Source organism: Amycolatopsis sp. NPDC104587, from assembly GCF_055583645.1.
Window position 1 is genome coordinate 14,239 of sequence record NZ_JBVJNO010000004.1, and the last position, 17,813, is coordinate 32,051.

Sequence of the window (17,813 nt, forward strand, 5' to 3'; positions counted from 1 at the left end):
ACAGTGGCGGCTGTCGGACAGTCCGGGACTACCCCTCGGTGATCGAGGCTTTCGAGGTGAGATTGATGGTAAATACCTATTATTTTCGGTGTCAAGAGCCCTGTCCCGATGATCGGGAACCGCAGCGGTGACTCCGGGTGAGCCACCGCCGCGGGCCGGCTCAGCTCCCCGGCGTCACCGGGGTCTTCGACACCCCCTTGCCGCCGGTCGCGGTGTTGGACGCGCCGATCACGTTCGGCGACTTCTGCGAGACGCAGCTGCTCTGGTTCGTCGAGTTGATCCCGTAACCCTGGGCGTTGGTCAGCGTGAACGTGTTCTTCGTGAACGTGTTCCCGCAGCCGGTCTTGCCCCAGACGTTGTGCGTCTGGAACCCGTCGAGGTACGGGTGGGTCACCTTGTTGCCGGTGATCGTGTACTTGTCACCCTTGACGTCGATGGTGGAGTCGCCGGAGTTCTGGTTCTTCTCCCCCGTGCCGTCCAGGGTGTTGCCCGAGACCACGCCGTCGTGCGTGCCCTCCTTGATGTCGATACCCTCGGCCGCCACGTTCGGGCCGATCTTGTTGTCCAGCACCTGCCCGAAGTTGCTGGCGTCGGGGTCCTTGCCGCCGTTCGCGCCGTAACACTCCCAGTTGCTGTTGGCCGAGCCGAGGTAGACGCCTTCGCCGTACCCCGGCTCTTCCTTGCCGGTGTTGTAAACGGTCGAATTCTTGATGACGCCGTACGCGCTGCTCTTGCGGAAGTGCACGCCTTCGTACCCGATGTCGTGCACGCTCACGCCGTCGATCGTGACGTGGGACGCGCCGTCGAGCACGATGCCCTTCTTCGAGTCCTTGACCGTGAACCCCTCGAGGTTCCAGTAGCTCGCGCCCTGCAGCCACAGGCCGTAGCCGGTCTGGCCGGACGGGCAGTCGGTGTCACCGGGGTTGAACAGCGGGTCGTGCAGCACGGCCTTCGCACTGCCGGTCAGGGTGATCGGCGCGGCCGCCGTGCCGGGCCTGGTCGCCACGAACGCGCCACTGTAGTCGCCGTCGGCCAGCACGATCGTGTCACCCGCCTTCGCCGCGGACAGCGCCGAAGAGAGCTGCGCCGCCGTCGAGACGTTGATCGTCGTCGCCACCGGGTGGACCAGCTGGCCGACCAAGGACAACGCCGCGAGGGTCTTGATCATCGGTCCGTTCCTTTCAGCTCACGTTCTTCAGGAACAACGACTTCGCCGTGCTGGTCTTCGTGTCGTCGACGCCGTGGCCGTTCGTGTAGTCCTTCTGCTCGTTGTGCGCCCAGTCCACGATCGGCTTGCCGCCGACGTCCAGGTGGTGGAACTTGGTGCCGTCCCAGCCGAACTGGTAGATCTTCGTGTGGTCCGGGTAGTACGGCGTGTAGGCCGCGCCGGCGGTGACCTGCTTGGTCATGGTGTTGTTGAAGAAGACGTTGCGCGGGCCCGAAGAACCGGACCACTTGACCGCCTTCTGCCCGGTCGACCAGTAGATCGGGAACCACGTCGAGTCGTCCGGGGCATCCCCGCCTTCGTCACCGCAGTGCGCCGTGCAGTTGCCCGAGCGGTGGGCGAAGGAGACCTTGTTGGTGTTCAGCTCGAACAGGTTGTTGCGCTCGTACCCGCCGTGGATGTTGAAGTCGGAGTCGATGTCGTTGCCGATCACGACGTTGCCCGAGGCCGACCACTGGAACGTGAAGTGCCGCAGGTCGCGGGTGGTGTTGCCGGCGTAGAGCGAGTCCCAGACGCGGGAGCCGCGGAAGTAGCCGTTGCCGCCCTTGCCCTTGTTCCACGAGCCGTCGAGCTCGTTGTTCACGATCTGGAGGTTCTTGGCCTCCTCGGTGACGATCGGGTGCGACCCGGTCATCGTCGCGTGCGTGTTGCGGACCCAGGAGTTGGCGGCCCACTTGAACACGATGCCCTGCATGGCCAGCGAGGGCGCGAGGTTGCCGTAGTTGTCCTTGGCCTGGGCCTCGGTGACCCCCGGCGGGGCGACCTGGCCGTAGGTGAAGTCCTCGAAGCCGACCCCGACGATCGGGTCCACGATGGGCGACGCCTTGGACGCGTACGTCGCGCCGTCGATCGGGGCGGAACCGTCCGATGTGGAGTCGACCGGGACGTCGTACTCGAGTGGCTTGTCGATGGACACCGTGTGGTTCTTGGTGTCGATCGCGGTGACGGTGAACCACTGCTGGCGCATGTGGAGGTTCTGCAGCGGCCAGGTCGTGGGCACCGCGTTCATCGACTGGTAGAACTTCATCGAGTTGGCGGCCCGGATGTTGATGAACCCGCCGACCTTCATGTTCGTGGTCTTGGCGCTGGTGGCCAGGTAGACGGTCTTGTCACCGGTGCGCGCCGCGAAACCCTTGTCACCCGGCTTCTCGCGCAGCTTCGCGCCCGCCTTCCAGTGCACGTTGACCGTGCCTTCGAAGATGTCCTTCCGGTTGGCCGGCGCGGACTTGTACTGGCTGGCGTAGCTCGGGTCCACCCCGCGCGACTGGACGCGGAACAGGCCGCGGCCCGGCCACAGCCAGCCGCCGGAGCCGTCCTCGTAGTTCATCTCGTGCTGGTCCCACTGGTCGCCGTCGGGCGTGACGACGTCGTACTCGGTGTTCTTGTCCGGGGCGTAGACGAACTTCGTCTTGTCCATGCCGGCGCCGCGCAGGATCAGGTAGCTCGCGTCGACGTGGATCTCGTGGGTGACGTTGAGCGTGCCGGCCGGGAAGGTGATCAGGCTCAGCTTGGTGTAGCTCGCCGACGGTGTGCACGACGAGTGGATCTTGTCGATGGCCGACTGGATGCCGGCGGTGTCGTCGACGCCGTCGTCCGGCTTGACCTTGTAGGTGCTCGCGAGCTGGGCCGCGGTGATCGTGCAGCTCGCGCTCGGGTTGACCGCGCTCGCGCCGGGCAGGTCCTGCCCGCCGCGGAAGCCGGCCTTGCTCCAGTCGTAGAGACCGGGCACGGGCGCCGCGCGGTTGCCCGCCGACGTGTCGAGGCTCGTCAGCGCGCCGGGCCCGGACGCCGCCGCGGACTGGCTCAGCCCGGCCGCGCCGGCCGCGACGCACAGCGCCGCGGTCACGATCACGACTTTTTTTCTGCGTGACAAGGAAACCTCCGAGAGGATGCGCGTTTCGGGGTACACAAAGGACCGTGAGCGGTCTTGTGGTCGATCGGTCCGCCGGAAGCCGGCGGACGGGGCACGAAGTGTGCGTTACCGGCGTGAGATCGCCGGGAAGTGGATCGCCTGTCTGGACAAAACTCCTCCGTCGCTGACTGGTTGTCACCAGGACTGCATGAAGGCGGCGTTGAGCAGAACCATACAACCGGGAACCGAGTTAGTAAAGTTACTTTCCAAATTAAGGCACCACGGTGGCGACACGGACGACCACCGTGGGTCGCGACGGGGGTTGACAGCGAGGGCGTGGCGGATCATCCTGGGCCTCGTTCGGAAAGAAACTTTCCTAACAATCGTGGATGTGGACCACCGGTGCCCGGCCACCCGACCCCCGGCCCGCGTTCGCGTCCTTCCCCCCGGCCCAGTCACCACGGGCGGCCCCACCAGGCCGCCCGTCCTAGGAGCGTGCATGCGCACCCGCCCCTCCCCCAGTGCGCCGCTTCGCCGGCTGCAGGACCGCCTGCCCGAAGCCGGTTTCCCGCGCGGCGCCGGCGCCGCGTCGGCGACCGGGTTCGTGCTCCTGCTGCTGGTGGCCGCGTTCTGCTTCTTCGGCCCGTTCACCCTGCTCAACGACCCGCCGTCCGGCGCGGCGGCCCAGCAGCGGGACGCCGAGTCCCTCGCGAAGGTCGTCGCGGCGTCGGCCACGTCGGCGGCCCACGACCTGCAGGTCGTCGCGGGATCGAAGGCCCTCGACGAGCCGGACGACGGCCGCCTGCTGAGCGCGTTGAGCACGGTGTACCCGTCGTGGCGCGGGGCGGCGCTCCTCGACGCGGGCACCCGCACGCTGCGCGCCGCGTACGGCGAGCCGGTCCCGGCCGACGAGCTCGCGAGCGCGGGCCGGCTCACCGTGCGGCCGGTGGCGCGTCCCGGCGAGGTTCCCCGGCTGCTCAGCGCGATCCCCCTGGCCGGCGGGCGGGTGCTGGTGGTGTCGACCGCGCTGCGCGTGCCCCCGCCGGGCCGGACGCCGCAGCAGAACATCCGGCTCGTGGCGGCGGGCGGCGCGGTGTTGTACGCCGGTGGCGCGGACGTGCCTGCTTCGGTGGGCCCTTCGCTGGACACGGCCTCGGCCGCGGCTTCCACGGGATCGGGGGTGCTGGTGGGGGCCGGTTCGGAGCCGGTTGTCGCTTACGCGCCGGTGCGGAGCGCGGCCTTCGCCGGTGATCTCGGGCTGGCGGTCGTGACCGTGACGTGGCTTCCCGCGGACAGCGCCCCGCCGAGGTGGCCGGGCGAGGTCTTCGGGACTGCGCTGCTGGTGCTGGCGGCGGTGGGCACGTTCCTGCTGCGGCGGGGTTTGGCGCGGCCGATCCGCCGGTTGCGCGCGGACGCCCTGGCCGTCGCGGACGGGGATCGCGCGGAACCGGTGCGGACAACGCGGACGGCGGAGGTAGGCCGGGCAGCGGCAGCGATGGAGACGATGCGGCGGCGGTTGCTCGGCGACACCCTCGACAGCGCGCCCGCTGGTACCGCACAGCGGAGCATCGGTACCCGGCGGTTGCTCGGCGATGCCGTGGCGGCGGTCGCCGCTCCTTCCCCGCAGGGCATACCCGCCCGGCTGCCCGCAGGTACCGCAGAGCGGGGCATCCGCGCAAGGCTACTCGGCAAGCCCCGCTCGGCGACCACGCACGGCGGCACCCTGGCCCGCCGAGGCATCAGCGCCCGGTTGCTCGGCAAACCCCGCTCGGCGACCGCCCACAGCGGCATCCCGGCCCGCACCACCCGCCGAGGCATCCCCGCCCGGCTGCTCATCGCCCTCGTCACTCTCGCCCTCCTCGGCTGGTCCGCCGCGGTCTTCTGCGCTCTCGGCCTCCAAGGCACCCGCGTCCCCGCCACCCTCGTCGCCGAGCAGGAAGTTCGGCTCGACCGCTCCGCCGATGCCCTGCGCTCCGGCCTCACCCACGGCCTCGCCGAACTCCGCGGCGCGGCCCGGCTCAGCTCCGGCGAGCCCGACACCGCACTCCCCGCCCTCGTCGACCGCCTGGTGACCGACCCCGCCTTCCGCAGTGTCTACGTCGCCGATCCGGCCGGGACCGTCCGCGCGCTCGGCGGGCGCGCACCCCTGCGGGACGGCCCGGTTCCCCCCGGGGACGGGCTGCGGCAGCACAACACCAGTGGCCGCGTGCCCGTCGTCTACGCCGCGGTGCGGCTGGACGGCGAGCGGACGCTCGTCGGCGAGTTCGACGTCACCCGGCTCGCGCAGCCGCTGCAGTCCGCCGGTGCGCGGGTGCGGGTGCTCGACAGCGGTGACCGGACCATCGTCGACACCCAGGGTTACCTCGCCTTCCAGCAGCTCGGCGACCCCGGCCTGCGTGCCGCGACCGCCGCCGCCCGCGGTGGGCAGTCGCCGGGCCAGGTCAACGGCGCTACGCTCGTCGCCGCCCAGAGTGTCGCGCAGCGCGGGCCCGCCAGTGCGCTGGGCTGGGTCGTGCTGGCCGAACAGCCCGTCGGCGGTCTCGGTGCCGCGGACAACTCCGTCCGGGCCGCCGCCCTGCTCACCGCCGTCCTCGCGGTGCTGCTCGGCGGCTGGCACGAGCTGATCGTCGTCCGGCCGCTGCGCCGGGTCGCCGCGGCCGCGGAACGTGCCGCCGCCGGTGACCCGGAAACCGTTTACGCGCAACGCCTCGACGAGATCGGCACCGTGGCGTCCTGTGTGGACCTCTGCCGCCGGGAGCTGGCCGCCGGCACCGTGGCCGACGAAGAAACGCCCGTGCTCGTCGGGAACCGGTCCTGACATGGTCTTCCTCTACTGCGTCCTGCTGCTCGGCGCGGGCGGGCTGCTCGCCGGCGGGATCGTCGAACAGCGTCACCACCACGCGCACCTGCGGTCGATCCCGCACCGCGTGCTGGTCAACGGCATCCGCGGAAAGAGCTCCATCACCCGGCTGTGCGCCGGCGCCCTGCGCGCGGGCGGCATCGCGACGGCGGCGAAGACCACCGGCACCGCGGCCCGGTTCATCCACCCCGACGGCAGCGAGGAACCCGTCTACCGCAAGTTCGGCCTCGCCAACGTCGTCGAGCAGCTCGCCATCGTCCGCCGCGCCGCCGCGCACCGGCCGGACGCGCTCGTGATCGAGTGCATGGCCGTCCAGCCGGACCTGCAGGAGCTCAACCAGGAGAAGCTGATCCAGTCCACGATCGGCGTGCTGTGCAACGTCCGCGAGGACCACCTGGCCGAGATGGGCCCGACGCTCGACGACGTCGCCCGCTCGCTGTGCCGGTCGATGCCGGTGGGCGGGGTGTGCGTCACGGCCGAGCGTGAGCGGCTGGCGATCCTGCGCGAGGAGGCCGCCCGGCGCGACTGCGAGCTCGTCGTCGTCGACCCGGAGTCGGTGACCGACGCCGAGCTGAGCGCGTTCACCTGGATCACGTTCAAGGAGAACGTCGCCATCGCGCTGGCCGTGGCGGACCGGCTGAGCGTGCCGCGGCAGCTCGCGCTCGAGGGGATGTGGGCGGCCCCGCCCGATCCGGGGGTGCTGCGCGTGCACCACTACCGGTCCGCACGTGGGCGGCTGCGGTTCGCGAACGTCTTCGCCGCCAACGACCCGGAGTCGACGCTGATGAACATCGAGCAGCTGCGCGGGCAGCGCGCCATCGGCGACCCGCTGCACGTCGTCATCAACTGCCGCCCGGACCGCGTGGAGCGCAACGGCCAGATGGGCGCGCTGGTGCCGTCGATCGCGCCCGAACGGGTGCTGCTGATCGGCGAACCGACGCGCAGCGCCCGTGTCGCCATCCCGGACGGGTGGCACGACCGGGTGACCGATCTCGGCGGCCACCGGCCCGCCGGTGAGCTGGTGCGGGAGCTGCTCGCCGGCCAGGACGGCGAGCTGTCCGTCGTCGCCATCGGCAACATCCACGGCCAGGGCGAGCTGCTCGTCGAAGAGCTCGCGAAGCTGCCGGCCGGTCACCCGTGAACACCATCGGGCTGGCCCCCGAAATCGCCACGATCGGCCTGGCCATCGGCCTGCTGCTGTCCCTGGTCTGCTACCTCACGACGAACCTGTCCCCCGGCGGCATGATCACCCCCGGCTGGCTGGCGCTGACGCTCGTCGAGGACTACCGCCGCGCCGCGGTCATCGTGTTCATGACGGCCCTGACCTACGGCGGCACCAAAGTGCTGCAGCGCTTGGTGATCCTGTACGGCAAGCGGCTCTTCGCGGCGGTGGTGCTGCTCGGGGTCGTGCTGCAGGTGTCGCTGGTCGTGTTCCTGCAGGCCGGGTTCCCGCTGCTGTTCGTGCACCAGACGCTCGGGTTCGTCGTACCGGGGCTCATCGCCTACCAGCTGGTGCGCCAGCCGCCGGGCGCGACGCTGCTGGCGACCGGCGGCGTGAGCGTCGTCAGCTACGCGGTGCTCGCCAGCGGCGCCCTGATCGGCCTCGTCCCGACGGTGTGAGTGGAGGGAAGCGCATGTGGCGCAGGTTCGGGCGGGTTCTGGCGCTGGCCACGGTGATCGTGGTGTCCGGGACGGCGTCGGTGTACTACGCGCGCCAGGAGCAGGACGAGCTGGCGATCACCGCCGTCGCCGCGGCCGCCGGCGCGACGCCGATGGGTGGCACCCACCGGTTCGCCCGCCTCACCGACCCGCCGCGGACGGTCCTCACGACCCCGGCGGCGCGGTGCTGGCGACGATGACCGACGGCGCGCTCACGGTGGTGCTGACCGGGCCGGCGCGGGTGTTCCGTGAACCGAGCTTCCCGTCGGCGGCGGTGACGAGCACGGCGTGGGTCCGGCTCGCACCCCAGCCGTGGACCTCGGGAGCCGAGCGCGCGCCGTGGTTCGGACCGTGGCTTGCGGGCGCGCTCGGCAGCACCACGCCCGACGTCCTCGGCGTCGCGCTGCAGTACATCGAAGGCGCACCACCGGTTTTCGACCCGGCCGGCGTCCGCATCGCGGGCGACGCCGCGTTCGCCGACAACGCGGACTTCGACCGTTATCTCCACGGCTCCGGCGCGCTCGACAGTGCCGGCTTCGTCCGGCTGGTGTACGGCTATCGGGAGGGATTCCCGGTGCGGGGCAACGGACTTCCCCGGGAAGCCGGCACGATGTCGGCGTCGGGCCCGGGGAGCCCGATCGTGCCCGACGCTCACCGCCCGGCGACCGGTTACTCACGACTGCAGCCTGGGGACCTGCTGTTCTTCGCGCCGGCGCCGAAAGGTGAGGTGTCGCAGGTGGGCATCTATCTCGGGGTCGACGGCGATGGTCATCGGCGGGTGCTGTCCAGCCGGAAAGCCGCTGACGGGCCCAGTTTTGGTGCGTCGTCACTTGATGGTGAGAGCAAGTTCGCGCAGGAGTTCCGCTCGGCGAAACGGTTGTAGGCCGCGTCGAGTGGGTTGCCTGGAACCAGGCGCTCGCAGCCGTCTGGCTGGTCGGCGAGGCGGAAGTCGTCGAAGCGGGCAAGCCGCTGACCGCAGCTACGGCTCGAGGTCGTCCAGAAGCTGCCGCAGCCGTTCCGCGTCCTCGTCACGGCCCTGCCCGCGAAAAAGCTCGAGCGCCTCTTCCCACGCGGTCCGAGCCACGTCACGATTGCCCAGCGCCGTGTGTGGATGGCCGAGCCCCTCCAGGGTCTCCGCCACCTGGAACAGGTTGGTGCGGTCCCGTCGCAAGGCCAGGGCCTGCTCGTAGTACCCGATCGCGCGGTCGTGGTGGCCTGTGTGGTGCTCGATGTAACCGAGGCTGTCCACTGTGTTCGCCTTGCCGTTGCCGTCCTCGTGGTCCTCGTAGTACGGCAACGCGGCTTCACAATGGGTACGCGCCGTCTCGAAGTCGCCGATGCGGGCGGCGAACCAGCCCGCGTGGTTCAACGCGCGGGCCACCCACACCGGCTGCGCCGCGGCGCGAAAGAGCGAAAGGGTCTGGGCGGCGTGTTCGTACGCCCGTTGCCCGTCGCCCTGGCCGGCCACCGCCCAGGACAGGACGTGGTGGGCGAGCGCCTGTTCCGTGTGGTCGTCGTGCTGCTCCGCCAGTTCCAGCGCCTGGCTCAGGTGCCCGATCGCCTCCTCGGTCCGGCCCAGGTTGACGTACGCGTCGCCGAGGAGGCGGTGCGCCCGGGTCCGGGCGGCCGGGTCGGGGGCCGCGTCGAGTGCCGCGCGCCAGACCGCGAGGCGGTCGTGGCGGTGGCCGCGCCAGAGGTGGAACGTGTGCAACGCCCAGGCCAGGTGCCACACCGTGTGCGGCAGGCCGAGCAGCACGGCGGTCTGCTGCGCCGCCAGCAGGTTGCCGTGCTCACGCTCGAACCACGCCATCGCCGCCTGGTCGTCGCGCAGCGGCTCCGGTTCGGCGCCGGGTGCGGCCGCCGGGGGCCGCATGGGCGGGCGGTGCGGGTCGACCAGGCTGTCGGCCGCGTACGCGGTGTGGGTGTAGAAGTCGAGCACGCGCCGCAGGGCCGCCTCCCGGACGTCGGCGTCGAGCTCGCGGCCGGCGGCGTAGTCGCGGACCAGGTCGTGCATCGTGTAGCGGGCGCCCGGGCGGCGCGTCAGCAGGGACGCCTCCTCCAGCGTGCCGAGGACCTTCGCCGCCCGCCGGGACGGCAGCCCGGTGAGGGCGGCCGCCGCGGGCAGGCCGATGTCCCGCCCGGGCGCGATGCCCAGGAGCGCGAAGACGGTCCGCTGCTCGTCGCTCAGCCCGCGCAGTGACCAGGACAGCACTGTGGGCAGGCTGATCGTCGGCTCGTCGTCGTCGAGCGCGTGCAGGCCCAGCTCGCGCATCTCGGCGGCGAACTCGGCCAGCGGGATGTGCGGCCGGGTCTGGGCGTGTCGGCTCACGATGGCCAGGGCCAGCGGATACCGGCCGCACAGCCCGATCAGCTCGCCGGTCGCCTCGGGCTCCGCCGCGACGCGCGCCTCACCGAGCCGCTCCACCAGCAGGCGGTGCGCTTCGTCCCGGGTCAGCGTGTCCAGCTGGAGGTGGCGGGCGCCGTAGCGGGTGATCAGCGTGGCGAAGTGCCGCCGTCCGGTGACGACGACCGTGCCGGCCGAACCGCCGGGCAGCAGCGGGATCACCTGCTCGGGGCCACCGGCGTTGTCCAGCACGATCAGCATCCGCCTGCCCTCGACCGTCTTGCGGTACAACGCCGCCTGGGCCTCGGGGTCGGCCGGGATGCGGTCGGGGTCGACGCCCAGCGTGTCGAGGAAGCCGCGCACCACGACCGCCGGCTCCACCGGGTCGCTCGCGGGCGAGAACCCGTGGAGGTCGGCGAACAGCCGGCCGTCGGGGAACTCGTCGCGACGCAGGTGCGCCCAGTGCAGCGCCAGCCAGGTCTTGCCGATCCCGCCGGCGCCGGCGAGGGCGGAGATCTGGACGGTCCGGCCCTGCCCGGACCCGACGCCGGCCGCGGCGTCGAGCGCGGCCAGCTCCTCGGCCCGGCCGACGAACGACCCCGGCGCGGGCGGCAGCGAGTGCGGCACGACGCCGGCTTCCGGCCGGGCGGGCGCCGTCAGCTCCGGGTCCCCGCGCAGGATCCGCCGGTGCAGCTCGCTCAGCGGCGGGCTGGGATCGGCGCCGAGGTCGGCGGCGAGCCGCTGCCGGGTCTGCTCGAAGTGCCGCAGGGCGTCGGCCTGGCGGCCGCAGCGGTACAGCACAACCATGAGCTGACCGGCCAGCCGCTCGTCGAGCGGGTGCGAGCGGGTCCGGTTTGTCAGGCCGGGGAGCAGCTCGGCGTGCTCGCCTCGGCGCAGCCGCAGGTCGGCGTGGTCCAGCTCCACGGCGAGGTGGTCGGCCTCCAGGGCCTGGCGCAGGTCCTGCGCCCACGGCGTGTCCAGGTCGGCGAGCGGGCCGTCGTGCCAGAGCTCGAGCGCCTGCTCGAACAGCGCGGCGGCGTCGGCGTCGTCCGCGGCGCGAGCCCGCGTGGCGAGCCGGCGGAAGCGGTGCAGGTCCACCAGCTCCGGGTCGACGCGCAGGCGGTAACCCCCGGCGGACCGCTCGATGACGGGCCCGGGCAGGGAGCTCCGCAGCCGGGACAGGTAGCTGTACAAGGTGTTTCGCGCCCGGTGCGGCGGCCGGTCGCCCCAGACGCGCTCGATCAGCTGCTCGACCGAGACCGGCTGGTTGGCGTCGGCGAGCAGGGCCACCAGAACCCAGCGCTGCCGGGCGTGGCCGAGCTCGACGGGGCGGCCGTCGACCGCCGCCCCGACCGCGCCCAGCAGGGTGAACGCCACCGCCATCGCGCACTCTCCTCCCCCGAGGTGACCTGGCGATTCAAGCTACACCCAAGATCGGGCCACGGTCGGCCGGGCATGGTGGTGGGTGTCCGGCGAAGGGGGAGGTGCCGGCCGCCCGGGAGCCGCGCGCTCCCGGGCGGCCGGGGCTCAGCCGACCTGCAGGTCGATGCAGGAGTAGAAGGCGTTCGCCGTGTCGGCGATGTTCCACACCGCCAGCACCGTCTGCCGTCCGGTGTGGCCGGACAGGTCGACCTGGTGCGAAACGGTTTCCGGCGGCTGCTCGTTGTTGCCGCTGATGTCGGCGACCTTGTCGTTGCCGATCCAATACTCGTAGTTCGACGTCTTGTGGCGCGCGGTGAAGGTCCACGTGAAGGTCGCGTTGGCGCCGATCGGCGTGGCGTGCCAGCCCTTGTTGTTGTCGTTGAGCTCCGCGAACTGCGCGAGCCCGCCGTTGCAGGACTTCAGGCCCTTCGGCCCTTCGACGCTCTGCGGCTCGTACGTGATCTGGCCACACGACACCGTGCCCTGGGCACACTGCGCCTGACGGCTGGCCGGGGAGTTCACGTAGCCGTGCGCGCTCGCGATCCCGGCGGGGTTGAGCACCACCAGCACCGGGGCGAGGAGAGCACCCGCGGCGACCGCGACCAGCTTCCGGTTCGCTTTCATACCAGCTCCTTCGGGGACAGGCTCGCTTCCCGCCGCCGGGCACGGCGAAATCGCGGCCACGGCCCCGGAAAGAGGCCCGCCGCTCGCGGGAAGAGGTTCGAGCGAAGGAAAATTGTGGTCTAGACCATACGTCCGATCGGGACCCAGGTCAACAGATGGCAAAGTGCGGGTTCATGTTGGTAAGACGCCAACCGTCACCCGATGTTCCGGTGAGCGGGACCGACACGCCGGGGCCAGGCGGCGGCGCGCGGGGCGGGTGCCTCTAGGATTCGGCCGGTGACCACCTACGACGACACCTTCGACCACCTCGACGCCTCGGCCCTGCCGGAGCGGCAGCAGCGGATCCTGGTCGCGATCCGGGACTGGGTGGTCCGGCACGGCTACTCCCCCAGCACGCGCGAGATCGGCGAGGCCGTCGGCCTGCTGTCGACGTCGTCGGTGTCGAAGCACCTGGCGAGCCTGGAGGACAAGGGTTTCCTGCGCCGCGGCGCCACGGTGTCCCGCCCGATCGACGTCCGCGCGTTCCTGCACGGCCCCGCCGCGGCCGAGGACGGCGACTCGGTCCCGGTGCCCGTGGTCGGCGACATCGCCGCCGGCACCCCGATTTCGGCGGTCGAGCACGTCGACGACGTCCTCAAGCTGCCCCGCGACCTCACCGGCCGCGGCACGGTCTTCGGCCTGCGCGTCCGCGGCGACTCGATGATCGACGCCGCCATCTGCGACGGCGACATCGTGGTGGTGAAGCAGCAGGCCGAGGCCCACTCGGGACAGATCGTCGCGGCGATGATCGACGAAGAGGCGACGGTGAAGGTGTACCGCCGCCGCAACGGCCACGTCTACCTCGAGCCCCGCAACCCGGCGTACGACGTCATCGACGGCGACCGCGCCACGATCCTCGGCACGGTCGTTTCGGTGCTGCGCAGCGTCTGACCCGCTTCACCAGGTGACGGGCAGCTCGTACACCCCATACACCGACCCGTCGTGCTTGAACGGGATCCGCTCGACCTCCGTCGCCAGCGCGAGCGTCGGGATCCGCCGGAACAGCGTGCTGTAGACGACCTGCAGCTCGAGCCGGGCGAGCGGCTGGCCGAGGCACTGGTGGATGCCGAACCCGAACGCGACGTGACGACGCGCGTCGCGGTTCAGGTCGAGCCGGTCTCCGTCGGGAAACACCGCCGGGTCGCGGTTCGCGACGTCGTTGGCCAGGATCAGACCCTCTCCCGCGCGGATCACGTGGCCGTCGACTTCGATGTCCTCCAGGGCGACGCGGCGGCGTCCGTTGTGCGTGATGTTCAAGTACCGCAACAGTTCCTCGACCGCGGACCGGACCAGCGCGGGGTCGTCGGACTCCCGCAGCAGCGCCAGCTGGTCCGGGTGCTCCAGCAGGGCCAGCGTGCCGAGCGCGATCATGTTCGCCGTCGTCTCGTGGCCGGCGATGAGCAGGAGGACGCCCATCTGCGCGGCCTCCAGCCGGGTCAGCTCGCCCGCCTGGACCCGGGCGGCGAGGCCCGAAAGCAGGTCGTCGGCGGGCCGCTCGAGCTTCTCGCCCACCAGCCGGTCGAGGTAGCCGACGAGGGCCTGGTGCCCGGCGGCGCGCTCCTCGGGCTTCGCGTCCCGCCGGATGATGACCTTGCTGTTTTCTTGGAAGAAGCCGTGGTCGGCGTACGGGACGCCGAGCAGTTCGCAGATCACCAGCGACGGCACCGGCAGCGCGAACGCCTCGACGAGGTCGACCGGCTTCGGGCCGGCCAGCAGCTCGTCGAGCAGGTCGTCGACGATCTTCTGCACCGCCGGGCGCATCGCCTCGACGCGGCGGATCGTGAACGGCGCCGTCACCATCTTGCGCAGCCGCGCGTGCTCGGGGTTGTCCATCAGGATGAAGCTGATGCCGGTGCCGCCCTTCGGCAGCGGCGCCGGGCTCGGGTAGCCGGGGCGGGTGATGTCGGCGCTGACGCGCGGATCGGCCAGCAGCGTGCGCTGGTCGGCGTGCCGGGTCACCAGCCACGGCGTGCTGCCGTCCCACAGCCGGACCCGGGCGAGCGGCGTTTCGCCCTGCAGCGCGCGGGCCGCGGGCGGCGGGTCGAACGGGCAGCCGGCGGCGCGGGTCATCGGGAACTCGGGGGTCTCGGCGGTGCTCGTCATCGTTCCTCCGCGGTGGCCGTCAGTTCGTGATCAGTCAACCCACGACTGCTACGCTAAGTCAAGCGACTGATTTAATTCGGACATCCGGAGGACCACCCCGTGCTCGACCCATCCACGCCCGCGAGAGAGGCCTCCTCGCGCGGGAACCTCGTCGTCGCGGTCCTCGCGCTCGCGGGCATCACCGTCTCGCTGATGCAGACGCTGGTGATCCCGCTGATCCCGGCCCTGCCGGGGCTGCTGCACGCCTCCGCCGCGGACGCGACCTGGGCCATCACCGCGACCCTGCTCGCGGGCGCGGTGGCGACCCCGACCATGGGCCGGCTCGGCGACATGTACGGCAAGCGGCGGATGCTGCTGATCAGCCTCGGCGCGCTGGTCGCCGGCTCGGCGATCGGCGCGCTCTCGGACACGCTCGTGCCGATGGTCGCCGGACGGACGCTGCAGGGCCTCGCCGCGGGCGTGATCCCGCTCGGGATCAGCATCATGCGGGACGAGCTGCCGGCCGAACGGCTCGGCTCCGCGACGGCGCTGATGAGCGCGTCGCTCGGCGTCGGCGGCGCGCTGGGCCTGCCCGCGGCGGCGCTGCTCGCCGAAAACGCCGACTGGCACGTGCTCTTCTGGACCTCGGCCGGGCTCGGCCTGGTCGTCACCGCGCTGGTCGTCGCTCTCGTGCCGGAGTCGCCGGTGCGCACCGGCGGCCGCTTCGACGTCCCCGGCGCGGCCGGGCTTTCGATCGCGCTGGTGTGCCTGCTGCTGGCCATTTCGAAGGGCGCCGACTGGGGCTGGGGCAGCGCGGCGACGCTGGGCCTGTTCGCCGCGGCGGTGCTCGTCCTGCTGCTGTGGGGACGCTGGGAGCTGCGGACCCGGCAGCCGCTGGTGGACCTGCGCACCACCGCGCGCCGCCAGGTGCTGCTGACCAACATCGCGTCCGCGGTGTTCGGCTTCGCGATGTTCGCGATGTCGCTGGTCCTGCCGCAGCTGCTGCAGCTGCCGGCGGCCACCGGGTACGGCCTCGGCCGGTCGATGCTGACGGTGGGCCTGGTGATGGCGCCGTCCGGGCTGGTGATGATGGTGCTGGCCCCGGTGTCCGCGCGCATCTCCCGCACCCGCGGCCCGAAGACGACGCTGATGCTCGGCGCGGTGGTCGTCGCGGCCGGGTACGGCCTCGGGATCGTCCTGATGAGCGCGACCTGGCACCTCGTGCTGGTCTCGAGCGTCATCGGCGCGGGGATCGGGCTGGCGTACGGCGCGATGCCCGCGCTCGTGATGGGCGCGGTGCCGGTGTCGGAAACCGCCGCGGCCAACAGTCTCAACACGCTGATGCGGTCGATCGGGACGTCGGTTTCCAGTGCCACGGCGGGGTTGGTGCTGGCCCGGCTGACCGTCCGGTTCGGACCGGTGGATCTGCCGTCGGAGGGCGGGTTCCGGTTGGTGCTGGCGATGGGCTCGGCCGCGGCGCTGATCGCACTGGCCGTCGCCGCCTTCCTGCCGCGGCACTCGGTCCCCGCTCCCCCGACCCCGCGGCCCGCGGCGGCGGTGGGCCGCTGACCGACGGCCCCGGCGCCGACCCGGAGGAGCCGGGCATGACGGAGAAAGCCTTGGAGACCGGCGCTTCGCGAGAGATCGGCCGCCCGGCGGCCGCGGGCTCACGGTCGCTCCCGGGCTGGTCCGGACCGAGCTCGCTGCCGACCGGTCGCCTGAGCCGGCGCCGGCCGCCCGGGGTCAGGCCCGGGCGGCCACGCCGTCGAGGTGGAGCACGCCGTCGGTGTGGTGCTCGGCGACGAACTCGGGGCCCTTGGTGACGAGCCGCGCGATCGCCGTCGCGTGGCCGTGCCCGAGGCCGTGGTCGGTCTTCAGCCACGTGACGATCTCGCCGTGCTTCGTGAGCTTCTTCTCCGCCGCGAGGCCGAGGAACGCGCGCGGGGTGATGCCGGTCTGCTTCTCGGCGTTGTCGAGGTAGGCCTGGAAGGACATGGGGACTCCCGGGGATCGGCCGAAGGTTCTTCGGTCTGGCTGGCTGGTTCCCAAGGTCTCACCGACAACTTTTTTTGTCAAGGCTTCCGCGCGACCACCGCCAGCGTGGTGTACGGCAACGTGAAGCCACCGCCGAGCGCGTCGATCGCCGCGCCGACGCCGGAAAGCACGTCCGCCAGCGCTTCGGGCTCGAGCCGGGTCAGCCCGCCGGTGGTGGGCAGCAAGTCCAGCCATTCGTCGCGGCGGTAGGACTGCGCCCAGTCGAACGACCACCGCTCGGGCTCACCGAAGCGGCCCGACTCCCGGATGCCGTCGGCGAACTTGGTAAACATGACGTCGTAGAGCTCGCCGGGACTTCGCTGCTCCGCGGCGAGCGGCCACTCGGGCCGCACTCGCCGGAGCCCCTGCGCGACGGCGTCCGCGACCGGGGCCGGCGGCTGGAACACGTGCGCGAAGAGGGCGAGCACACCGCCCGGGCGCAGGACGCCCGCCACCTTGGCGGCGCCGGCGACGGGATCGACCCAGTGCCAGGACTGCCCGGCGACCACGGCGTCGAAGGTCCGCCCGGCGCTGTCCCAGTCCTCGAACTTCGCGACTTCGACGTCAACACCGCTGCCGCGCGCGAACTCGGCCATCCGCGGATCGGGATCAACCCCGAGCACCCGGCGACCGGCGGCACCGAGCTGCCGCGCCACGATCCCGGTGCCACAGCCGACGTCGAGGAAGTCGGGGCCAGGACTGGCGGCGACCACGCGGGCCACCAGTTCGGCGGGATACTCGGGCCGAGCCCGGTCGTAGCGTCCGGCGTCGACCCCGAAGGATTCAGCGAAGGCACGCGCCTCATGAGGTTGAGTGGGCATGCGCCCACCTTAATGGGCAAGCGCCCACTCAGACAACCACCCGAGCGTTCACCCCGGGCGTACCGGAGAATGAGGACATGCCCACCGGTGTCCACCTGCGCGACGTCCGCCAGCAGCTGTTCCAGGCGGCAGAGCGGATCCTCCTCCGCGACGGCCCGAACGCCCTGACCAGCCGAGCAGTCACCACGGAGGCAGACGTCGCAAAAGGCGTGCTCCACCGCCACTTCACGGACTTCGACGCGTTCCTGGCCGAGCTGGTACAGGACCGCATCACCCGCCTGACGGACCAGTCGGCACTCCTGGAGGCGTCAGCAGGAACCCGCACGGTCTCGACAAACCTGACGGACGCCCTGACCGAACTGTTCGACCCGGTCTCCATCGCGCTGACAAGCCTGGTCTTCATCCGAGACGAGCTCCGCACCCGCCTACGCCGCCCAAACGACAACGGACTGCCGTTCCTGACGGAAGCAAGGGAGATGCTGACGACCTACCTGACAGCCGAACGCGCCCAAGGCCGCATCGCAGCAGACGCCAAGGTGGACTCCCTGTCCCTGTCCCTGATCGGCGCAAGCCACCTGCTCTTCGCAGGCCGCCGACCAAAAACCCTCCCGGACCCGGCAGAGCTGCAAAAACTGATCGAAACAGTGATGGCCGACGTCCTCCAACGCCGCCTGCTGTAGCCGATCCAAAATGGACGGACCCTCGAAACGCAACCACAGGCGGGGGTCCGGGGGCTCGCCCCCGGCGGGGGCGGGGGGGGGGGGGGGGCCCCAAAAAAAAAAAAAAAAAAACCGGTTTCTCCCTTCCCCCCCCAAAAGTCCCCCCCACCCCCCTCCTCCGTCCTCCGGTTC

General features: G+C 71.5%; 15 protein-coding genes. 8 read left to right on the forward strand and 7 right to left on the reverse strand.

Annotated elements, in window-relative coordinates; all coding sequences use genetic code 11:
* Positions 1-160 precede the first annotated feature (160 nt).
* Positions 161-1,168, reverse strand: coding sequence for a right-handed parallel beta-helix repeat-containing protein (locus tag ACZ61C_RS11870; protein WP_465305679.1), 1,008 nt, complete (start codon positions 1,166-1,168; stop codon positions 161-163).
* Between the two features lie 13 nt (positions 1,169-1,181).
* Positions 1,182-3,077 (reverse strand): pectate lyase family protein, encoded by a 1,896-nt coding sequence (locus tag ACZ61C_RS11875; RefSeq protein ID WP_465305681.1) that lies wholly within the window; start codon positions 3,075-3,077, stop codon positions 1,182-1,184.
* A 499-nt stretch (positions 3,078-3,576) separates the two neighbouring features.
* Between ACZ61C_RS11875 and ACZ61C_RS11880 the strand changes: the two genes are divergently transcribed.
* Genes ACZ61C_RS11880 through ACZ61C_RS11900 form a run of 5 tightly spaced genes read left to right on the forward strand, consistent with a single transcriptional unit; the run spans position 3,577 to position 8,479 of the window.
* Positions 3,577-5,895: a HAMP domain-containing protein gene (locus tag ACZ61C_RS11880; protein ID WP_465305683.1), complete on the forward strand. Its 2,319-nt coding sequence runs from the start codon at positions 3,577-3,579 to the stop codon at positions 5,893-5,895.
* Between the two features lies 1 nt (position 5,896).
* Positions 5,897-7,078: a poly-gamma-glutamate synthase PgsB gene (gene pgsB, locus ACZ61C_RS11885; protein WP_465305685.1), complete on the forward strand. Its 1,182-nt coding sequence runs from the start codon at positions 5,897-5,899 to the stop codon at positions 7,076-7,078.
* Positions 7,075-7,557, forward strand: coding sequence for a poly-gamma-glutamate biosynthesis protein PgsC/CapC (locus ACZ61C_RS11890; protein WP_465305687.1), 483 nt, complete (start codon positions 7,075-7,077; stop codon positions 7,555-7,557). Before pgsB ends, ACZ61C_RS11890 begins: the two co-directional genes overlap by 4 nt.
* A gap of 14 nt (positions 7,558-7,571) precedes the next feature.
* Positions 7,572-7,796 carry a hypothetical protein gene (locus ACZ61C_RS11895; protein WP_465305689.1) on the forward strand — a complete coding sequence of 75 codons (225 nt, stop codon included), beginning with the start codon at positions 7,572-7,574 and terminating at the stop codon, positions 7,794-7,796.
* Complete coding sequence (locus ACZ61C_RS11900) at positions 7,793-8,479, forward strand: NlpC/P60 family protein (RefSeq protein ID WP_465305691.1); 687 nt, start codon at positions 7,793-7,795, stop codon at positions 8,477-8,479. The genes ACZ61C_RS11895 and ACZ61C_RS11900 overlap by 4 nt, the downstream gene beginning before the upstream one ends.
* Positions 8,480-8,575: 96 nt before the next feature.
* Here the strand turns inward: ACZ61C_RS11900 and ACZ61C_RS11905 are convergent, their stop codons facing one another.
* A complete protein-coding gene (locus ACZ61C_RS11905) occupies positions 8,576-11,323 on the reverse strand; it encodes an AfsR/SARP family transcriptional regulator (RefSeq protein ID WP_465305693.1) in 2,748 nt (915 codons plus the stop codon).
* A gap of 144 nt (positions 11,324-11,467) precedes the next feature.
* Positions 11,468-11,986 carry a lytic polysaccharide monooxygenase auxiliary activity family 9 protein gene (locus ACZ61C_RS11910; RefSeq protein WP_465305695.1) on the reverse strand — a complete coding sequence of 173 codons (519 nt, stop codon included), beginning with the start codon at positions 11,984-11,986 and terminating at the stop codon, positions 11,468-11,470.
* A 276-nt stretch (positions 11,987-12,262) separates the two neighbouring features.
* Between ACZ61C_RS11910 and lexA the strand changes: the two genes are divergently transcribed.
* Positions 12,263-12,916, forward strand: coding sequence for a transcriptional repressor LexA (lexA, locus tag ACZ61C_RS11915; RefSeq protein ID WP_465305697.1), 654 nt, complete (start codon positions 12,263-12,265; stop codon positions 12,914-12,916).
* A 6-nt stretch (positions 12,917-12,922) separates the two neighbouring features.
* Here lexA and ACZ61C_RS11920 read toward each other — a convergent pair whose 3' ends face one another.
* Positions 12,923-14,128 carry a cytochrome P450 gene (locus ACZ61C_RS11920; RefSeq protein ID WP_465305699.1) on the reverse strand — a complete coding sequence of 402 codons (1,206 nt, stop codon included), beginning with the start codon at positions 14,126-14,128 and terminating at the stop codon, positions 12,923-12,925.
* Positions 14,129-14,227: 99 nt separating this feature from the next.
* Between ACZ61C_RS11920 and ACZ61C_RS11925 the strand changes: the two genes are divergently transcribed.
* A complete protein-coding gene (locus tag ACZ61C_RS11925) occupies positions 14,228-15,676 on the forward strand; it encodes an MFS transporter (protein ID WP_465305701.1) in 1,449 nt (482 codons plus the stop codon).
* Between the two features lie 174 nt (positions 15,677-15,850).
* On the opposite strand, the gene ACZ61C_RS11930 is transcribed toward ACZ61C_RS11925, so the two are convergent.
* Both ACZ61C_RS11930 and ACZ61C_RS11935 read right to left on the reverse strand, forming a co-directional pair.
* Positions 15,851-16,102 carry a DUF4287 domain-containing protein gene (locus ACZ61C_RS11930; RefSeq protein ID WP_465305703.1) on the reverse strand — a complete coding sequence of 84 codons (252 nt, stop codon included), beginning with the start codon at positions 16,100-16,102 and terminating at the stop codon, positions 15,851-15,853.
* A 77-nt stretch (positions 16,103-16,179) separates the two neighbouring features.
* On the reverse strand, positions 16,180-16,962 hold the full coding sequence (locus ACZ61C_RS11935) for a class I SAM-dependent methyltransferase (RefSeq protein ID WP_465305705.1): 783 nt from the start codon (positions 16,960-16,962) through the stop codon (positions 16,180-16,182).
* A 77-nt stretch (positions 16,963-17,039) separates the two neighbouring features.
* On the opposite strand from ACZ61C_RS11935, the gene ACZ61C_RS11940 reads away from it, so the two are divergent.
* The gene (locus ACZ61C_RS11940) at positions 17,040-17,642 is read left to right on the forward strand and encodes a TetR/AcrR family transcriptional regulator (protein WP_465305707.1); all 603 of its coding nucleotides are present in this window, start codon (positions 17,040-17,042) and stop codon (positions 17,640-17,642) included.
* Positions 17,643-17,813 lie beyond the last annotated feature (171 nt).

Coding starts and splice junctions, on each gene's coding strand:
- ACZ61C_RS11870 (WP_465305679.1), bottom strand. CDS start 1,168: ATGATCAAGACCCTCGCGGCGTTGTCCTTGGTCGGCCAGCTGGTCCAC.
- ACZ61C_RS11895 (WP_465305689.1), top strand. CDS start 7,572: ATGTGGCGCAGGTTCGGGCGGGTTCTGGCGCTGGCCACGGTGATCGTG.
- ACZ61C_RS11900 (WP_465305691.1), top strand. CDS start 7,793: ATGACCGACGGCGCGCTCACGGTGGTGCTGACCGGGCCGGCGCGGGTG.
- pgsB (WP_465305685.1), top strand. CDS start 5,897: ATGGTCTTCCTCTACTGCGTCCTGCTGCTCGGCGCGGGCGGGCTGCTC.
- ACZ61C_RS11935 (WP_465305705.1), bottom strand. CDS start 16,962: ATGCCCACTCAACCTCATGAGGCGCGTGCCTTCGCTGAATCCTTCGGG.
- ACZ61C_RS11930 (WP_465305703.1), bottom strand. CDS start 16,102: ATGTCCTTCCAGGCCTACCTCGACAACGCCGAGAAGCAGACCGGCATC.
- ACZ61C_RS11920 (WP_465305699.1), bottom strand. CDS start 14,128: ATGACGAGCACCGCCGAGACCCCCGAGTTCCCGATGACCCGCGCCGCC.
- ACZ61C_RS11940 (WP_465305707.1), top strand. CDS start 17,040: ATGCCCACCGGTGTCCACCTGCGCGACGTCCGCCAGCAGCTGTTCCAG.
- ACZ61C_RS11910 (WP_465305695.1), bottom strand. CDS start 11,986: ATGAAAGCGAACCGGAAGCTGGTCGCGGTCGCCGCGGGTGCTCTCCTC.
- ACZ61C_RS11880 (WP_465305683.1), top strand. CDS start 3,577: ATGCGCACCCGCCCCTCCCCCAGTGCGCCGCTTCGCCGGCTGCAGGAC.
- ACZ61C_RS11905 (WP_465305693.1), bottom strand. CDS start 11,323: ATGGCGGTGGCGTTCACCCTGCTGGGCGCGGTCGGGGCGGCGGTCGAC.